General features: G+C 50.3%; 5 protein-coding genes. 2 read left to right on the top strand and 3 right to left on the bottom strand.

Going from position 1 to position 3,962, the window contains the following annotated elements; translation table 11 throughout:
* The 3 genes from ABGY95_RS05035 to grpE form a co-directional block, all read right to left on the bottom strand.
* Nucleotides 1-548 (bottom strand): RsmE family RNA methyltransferase (locus ABGY95_RS05035; RefSeq protein WP_347440606.1); only part of this gene is annotated, 548 nt, incomplete at its 3' end.
* Between the two features lie 98 nt (nt 549-646).
* The gene (dnaJ, locus tag ABGY95_RS05030) at nt 647-1,801 is read right to left on the bottom strand and encodes a molecular chaperone DnaJ (protein WP_347440605.1); all 1,155 of its coding nucleotides are present in this window, start codon (nt 1,799-1,801) and stop codon (nt 647-649) included.
* Between the two features lie 17 nt (nt 1,802-1,818).
* On the bottom strand, nt 1,819-2,466 hold the full coding sequence (grpE, locus tag ABGY95_RS05025; RefSeq protein WP_347440604.1) for a nucleotide exchange factor GrpE: 648 nt from the start codon (nt 2,464-2,466) through the stop codon (nt 1,819-1,821).
* On the opposite strand from grpE, the gene ABGY95_RS05020 reads away from it, so the two are divergent.
* Complete coding sequence (locus tag ABGY95_RS05020) at nt 2,465-2,998, top strand: hypothetical protein (RefSeq protein WP_347440603.1); 534 nt, start codon at nt 2,465-2,467, stop codon at nt 2,996-2,998. The two genes, grpE and ABGY95_RS05020, sit on opposite strands and share 2 nt — an antisense overlap.
* 179 nt (nt 2,999-3,177) lie before the next feature.
* On the top strand, nt 3,178-3,962 hold a 785-nt coding region (locus ABGY95_RS05015; RefSeq protein ID WP_347440602.1), incomplete at its 3' end, for a transporter.

Here is a 3,962-nt window from a genome sequence, read left to right as displayed (position 1 = left end):
CCGTGCGCTCTTAGCTCCTGTGCCATTTGCTGGCTGCGGGGGTCGAGAGCTGCGACTATTTCCAGCTCAGACTTCTCGCGCGATGCCACCCAGTCAGTAAATCCCAGCACAGGCTTCACCTCAGGCAGCCAATCTTGGCCACATTGTTTACAGGCTTCCAAGGCGATACGCTGCCATTTCTGGAGCTTCTTCTCATCAGCCTTCACCACAGTATTCTCTGTAATCAATGGTTGGATACTCGCAACGCCAAGCTCTACGGCTTTCTGAACAATCAGTTCCATGTTCCCAGCCTTTGGGACCGCCTGACATAGGTGCAAGCTTAGGCCGCGGCTCTGGACTTCGACTTCACCATCTTGCTTCAAGACCACTTGATTCTTATCAGCCGAAACGATCTGACACTGCACAGAGCTACCTCTACCGTCAAAGACAACGATCTCATCGCCAAGCTTCTGCCTAAGCACGCGAACACAGTGATGAGCCTCATCTCCAGTGAGCGCAAGTGAAGACCATTGATCCGCTGGAAGGTAGTAACGATTGATCGAGTTCATGGGTTCTAGTGTGTAATGTTAGATTAGAAGTGTGAAGTCTGCTTACAAAAAAAAGCGGCGCGCTCTAGTGAACGTACCGCTTTTATAGAATAGTAATTTTACTCAAAGAACTTCTTCGCTTTGGCAAAGAAAGATTCCTGCATCGGAGAGTTCTTCTCACCGATTGACTCGCTGAAGTCCTTGAGCTTTTCCTTTTGGGCGGAGTTGAGCTTGGTAGGAACCTCAACGTGAACTGTCACATTTAAGTCACCTTTTGACCCATAAGAAAGGTCTTTGATTCCACGGTTACGAAGGCGGAAAGTCGTACCACCTTGGGTTCCCGATGGAATCTTGATTGATGCTTTACCTTCAAGAGTTGGAACTTCTAACTCACCGCCGAGTGTTGCCACGCTAAATGGGACTGGGATTTCACAATGAAGATCGGCACCTTCGCGCTCGAACATCTCGTGCTTCTTGATATCGATAAAGACATAGAGGTCACCAGCTGGCCCACCGCGAAGTCCGGCATCACCATTACCTGATGAACGAAGTCGTGTTCCACGGTCCACACCAGCAGGGATGCGAATTTTGATTCTAGAAGTCTCTTCTCTACGGCCTTGACCACGGCAGCTATCACACGGGTCTGAGATTGTCTGACCAGCGCCTTGGCACTCTGGGCAAGTTGTCTGTTGCACGAAAATACCAGCCTGACGCGTCACGGCACCAGCTCCACCACAAGTACCACAAGTCTTTGAACCGCTTCCGCTCATAGAGCCTTTGCCACTACAGCTGCTACAGCTGGCTTCCTTTTCAATTTCTAACTCCTTCTCACAGCCTGCAGCAGCTTCTTCTAATGTAATATCGAGGTCGTAGCGAAGGTCGCTACCTGGCTGAGCGGCCGAACGTCTGCGTGAGCGTCCGCCGCCACCACCTCCAAAGAAGTCATCAAATCCACCGCCACCACCAAAGGCGCCACCGAACACTTGAGAGAAAATATCAGACGCATCGTGGAAGCCACCGCCACCACCTCCGCCACCCATTCCACCTTCAAAGGCAGAGTGACCATAGCGATCGTAAGCTGCACGTTTGTCCTCATCACTGAGGACTTCATATGCTTCACCTATTTCCTTAAACTTTGCTTCAGCTTCCGCATCATCTGGATTCTTGTCTGGATGAAACTTGATCGCAAGTTTGCGATAGGCTTTTTTGATCGTTGAGGCATCCGCATCACGCGCGACTCCCAATAATTCGTAGTAATCTTTCTTAGTCGCCATCTGTCTTATTTTAATGGTTATTCAGCTGGAGCTTCTTCTGAAGCTTCAGCTGGAGCTTCTTCACTTTCTACAGTTGGAGCCTGGGCTACAACCACATTGGCTGGACGCACGAGACGGTCACCCATCTTATAGCCCTTTCGCATGACTCGGATGATCTGCCCTTCTTCAAAGGTCTCGGAGGGTTCCTGAGACATTGCATCGTGCACCTTCGGGTCAAATACAACTCCGGGCTGTAGATCAACAGCCTGCACTCCCTGATTCGCTAGGAAATCGTCGAGTTGCTTCTGCACCATAGACATTCCCATGTAGATCATTGATCCCGAATCTTGTTCGGAAGCTTGCATACCCATACCGAAGTTATCGATCACTGGGAGGAGGTCTTCGATGAGACGCTGATTGCCGTAACGAATCGCATCAGCCTTATCGCGCGCGCTACGTTTTCTGTAATTCTCAAGATCTGCGACGCTGCGAAGAAGCTTATTTTTGAGCTCGGACACCTCAGCCTCGAGTTGCTCTTCACGGCTAAGTTCTTCCTGCTCCATAGCCTCTTCGAGTTCTTTCTCGATTTCGGAATTGATTTCGTCCACGGATTTACTGGAATCCTCCACAGGCTGTTCCACTGGGACTTCTTGCTCTTCAGTGTTGTTTGCAGTTTCGTCTTGCATGGCGAAACTCATAGCCAACTACCGCCAGAGGTCAACCCCACATCTACAGATCTTATTACAATTTTTTGTCAGCAAACGGCATTTGTCTTGCGCATCAAGGAACCCTCCAGTATGCCGCGCGGTACTAGGAATGCATCATTTTTTTGCCAAGCTGTTCTGCCTGATAGCCGCTGTCACCATTTTGGAGTTGCCAGCTGTGCTTTTACAGTCCTATGCATGGGCCACTATGCTTTCCGATCGAATCCCCGAACAGGGCCTCAGCAAAGCTGTTGCTACGACCTTTGACGGCGAGCACCCATGTCAACACTGCATCGCAGCTCAAGAACTTCAGCACAACAAGACTGAGCCCGACGGCTCAGCCCCAGTGCCCCAATTCCAACTAGGCAACCTCAAGCTTATCGGACTGAATGCACTCGGAATTAGCCTTCCACTTGTCCCTCCGTCCACACTATTGCCTCATAGAGATCTTCATGCTGGCAATAAGAGCTGCGTCTACAACTCGGTTCCAACTCCGCCTCCTCGGCTGAGCTAGCCAACTCGTTTTTTATCGGCCTTTTATACCAGAGCTTTTGAAGCTCTCCCGCCACACATGCCCTTGAGCCAATCATTGACTCATTAGATACCACGTCGGCATATCAAGGATCGACGTCTCTTCCACTTTTCAACTGCGACCCATTGTCGCTATTTTTCACAATTAACATCTTTATAAAAATGCAATCATTTCAATATTCAGTTCTCACAGCACTCGCCCTCTCAGCCATTGCGCACGGCCACGGAGCCAAATCCCGCATTTCAGTAGACCACTGGGATGGTGGCCGCGCAGATGGTCATGCCCCCATCAGTGTCATGGGTGAACACACCCACAATGCTGGTGAGTGGATGCTATCTTACCGTTTCATGAGTATGCACATGGAAGACCTCTATGATGGCGACTCCAAGATCAGCCAAGGAAGCTCGGGATTTATGGTCGAACCTATAGAAATGGACATGGAAATGCACATGCTTGGTCTCATGTACGCCCCGACTAACAAGCTCACGCTGATGGCGATGACCAACTACGTCGAGAACTCGATGACTATGCGCAACAGCATGACCCAGATCAAGAGCCCGATGCAATCCAGCGGCTGGGGCGACTCCTCGATTGGTGGTCTCTACAAGTTTTATGATGAGAACAAAAGCCGCGCCCACTTCGGGCTCAGTCTATCGTTACCGTCGGGTTCTACGAGCGAGACATTTAAAAATGGAATGGGAATGACTTTCCATCAGCCATTTCCGATGCAATTAGGAACTGGAACATTTGATCTCAGCCCATCACTCACCTTCCTCAAACAACCCAGTGACAATTGGTCATGGGGGGCTCAGGCAAATGGTCGAATCCACCTCAATGAAAACGATCAAGGGTACAGCTTGGGCGACAGTATCGGAGCAACCGGATGGGTCGCCCGCAACATCACAGAGTGGTCTAGTATATCAGCTCGCCTTGCAGCGAACAGCTG

The organism is Rubritalea sp. (genome assembly GCF_039830215.1).
In the GTDB taxonomy this organism is placed as follows: Bacteria; Verrucomicrobiota; Verrucomicrobiia; order Verrucomicrobiales; family Akkermansiaceae; genus Rubritalea.
The sequence above is the reverse complement of the archived record's forward strand: the minus strand, read 5'-3'. Positions and strand labels throughout refer to the sequence as shown.